We start from the raw sequence: 2,787 nt of genomic DNA on the forward strand, positions 1-2,787 counted from the left end.
GATTTTACTATGCCTAATTCTAATTTAAATTTTGGAGTTTCTTATAAATATTTTGTCCGTCCGGGTGGATTTGATGATGGAAAAGGAGTCTTTCCGGATTATGAAGTGAAACAAAAACCGGAAGATACAAAAAGAATGATCGATACAGTTTTGGAATTTGCGAAAGATTTGATTAGAGAAAATCTTTAAATAACACCATCATTCCTGATTGTGATAAAAAACCTTACTAATGATAATATACATAAGAATTCTTTCATTCGACCTTCGCAATGGTTGGAACAGGAATCAGAAAAAATATGGATTAACAAAGTGAAACTTTTCAAACAATTGCATTCACAAATACAATTCAGGAATGAATAGAAGTTTTCGGAGGAATGAGAAGAAAAATGTTTTTTCGTTCTCGTTTGTTGTAAAAAATTAGAGAGGAGAAATAAATGTATGGCAGAACAATTTCTTTTGCGATTCAAGGGATAGATGCCCAGAAAGTTATAATTGAAGCTGATGTTAAAGGTGGCTTAGCAAAATTCACGATTGTCGGATTACCGTCGAATTCTGTGAAAGAAAGTCGGGACAGAGTTTCTGCAGCTATAAAAAATTCCGGTTTTCGATTTCCAACTCATAATTATACGGTAAATCTTGCTCCCGCTGACATCAAAAAAGATGGTGTCGCTCTTGATCTTCCAACTGCACTTGCTCTTGTTTCTGCTCTCAATCAGATGAAATCTACAGATTTAGAAAAATATGCTTTTGTGGGAGAATTGTCCCTTGACGGCAATTTGCGACCGATCCGCGGGATTTTGCCGATCGCAATTGCCGCTTGGAAAGCTGGACTCGATGGATTGGTTCTACCTTTTGAAAACGCTAAAGAAGCTGCTATCATCGATGAATTGAATGTTTATCCGGTTACTTCCCTTAATGAAGCAGTGAATTTCCTGGAAGGGAAAATCGAGATTGAAACCTATAAAGTAGATAAATCGGAAATTTTCAAACAACTCCACGAGACTCAAGAAGATATGTTCGATGTGAAAGGACAGTTTCATATTAAGAGAGCATTGGAAGTGGCTGCAGCCGGAGCGCATAATGTTTTGATGATCGGACCTCCCGGATCGGGAAAAACAATGCTGGCAAAACGCATTCCGACAATCCTTCCTGAATTGACTTTGGAAGAATCCCTGGAAACAACTAAAATCCATTCCGTTGCTGGTTTCACGAATGATAAAAAAGGAATCGTTACTCATCGTCCTTTCCGTTCTCCGCATCACACGATCAGTGATGTTGCCTTGATTGGAGGAGGAAGTTATCCCAAACCGGGGGAAGTCTCGCTCTCGCATAATGGAGTATTGTTTCTGGATGAACTCCCTGAATTCAAGAAATCGGTTCTGGAAGTGCTGCGTCAACCTCTTGAAGATGAAGTTGTAACGATTTCCCGAGCAACTCAAAGCCTGGAATTTCCTGCAAAATTTATGATGGTCGCTTCCATGAATCCCTGTCCCTGCGGATATTACGGAAGTAATGTTCCGGGTCACACTTGTTCCTGTCCCATTGCCAATATTCAACGATATCGTTCTCGAATTTCAGGTCCTCTTCTCGATAGGATCGATATCCATATCGAAGTTCCGGCTGTAAAATATGATGAATTAAGCGGATTACCGACCGGAGAAAGATCTGAAAAAATCAGAGAACGAGTGAATCAATCGCGGGATACACAACTAAAAAGATTTGAAAAAGAATGGATTTATAGCAATTCTCAGATGAATCCCAAGCAGATCAGAAAATACTGCGAACTGGATTCCGAAAGTAAAGACCTGCTTAAAAGGGCAATGGAAAAAATGGGACTTTCCGCGAGAGCGTATGATCGTATCCTGAAAGTGTCGAGAACAATTGCCGATCTGGAAAGAAGTGAAGATATCAAAGCGAATCACATCAGTGAAGCGGTTCAGTATCGGAGTCTGGATAGGAAGTATTGGGAGTGAGATTTGAGCAAGACTTGAATCGCAGTGAAGAACGAGTGTGATTCGAGGATTGCTGGAGTGTGTGCTGAAGGTTTTATTTTCCACTCACGCTTCGCAGCGAGTCACTTCTTGCAGATTTGAGAATTGCGAATTTCAACTGACGGTCGTTTTGTTTTCGCTCCACACTTCGCAGACGAAGCAAATCCAAATAATGGAGAAAAATTTGATAAATATTTACCAGATTAAAGTAACTTTAAGTGACTTTTCATTGAGAGTTCGAGGATCTCCGTATCGAGTTATTGCAATTGATGGAAGTGATAGTTTGTATAAACTTGCAGAAGCAATTTTGAATTCATTTGATTTCGATATGGATCATTGTTTTGGATTCTATGATAATATGAAAGACATTTATCGTTCTGGGGAAGGTTATGAGCTTTTTGCTGATACAGGAGATTCAGATAGGTTTCCTGGTGTAAAAGGTATATTGGTAGGTGAAGTTTATAATCAGCCCAAAAAGAAAATGCTTTTCTTTTTTGATTATGGTGATAGCTGGAGATTTATTACGCAGCTTATAGATGTTCAGGAATCCCAAAACAAGAAAATAAAACCGCAAGTAACAAAATCTGTAGGAAGATCACTGGAGCAATATCCAGATTGGGATGAGGAATAGGATTAACTTATAACTCCAATTAAACACATCTCGCCCTTTTTCACCCTTCCGAAATTCGTAAACCCGCATTAAATGGGGATTTTATTTTCAAATTCCTCAGAATATATGGTGCTAAACTATTTTAATTATAATTCTTGAGAAAGTGCTTGACATATAATCTTCTGA

At 38.5% G+C, this 2,787-nt stretch carries 2 protein-coding genes; both read left to right on the plus strand.

Annotation, left to right across the window (positions count from 1 at the left end; all coding sequences use genetic code 11):
- Nucleotides 1-434 precede the first annotated feature (434 nt).
- Complete coding sequence (locus ENL20_02810; protein ID HHE37486.1) at nucleotides 435-1,973, plus strand: ATP-binding protein; 1,539 nt, start codon at nucleotides 435-437, stop codon at nucleotides 1,971-1,973.
- 190 nt (nucleotides 1,974-2,163) lie between these two features.
- Nucleotides 2,164-2,622 carry a hypothetical protein gene (locus ENL20_02815; GenBank protein ID HHE37487.1) on the plus strand — a complete coding sequence of 153 codons (459 nt, stop codon included), beginning with the start codon at nucleotides 2,164-2,166 and terminating at the stop codon, nucleotides 2,620-2,622.
- Nucleotides 2,623-2,787 lie beyond the last annotated feature (165 nt).

The organism is Candidatus Cloacimonadota bacterium (genome assembly GCA_011372345.1).
In the GTDB taxonomy this organism is placed as follows: Bacteria; Cloacimonadota; Cloacimonadia; order Cloacimonadales; family TCS61; genus DRTC01.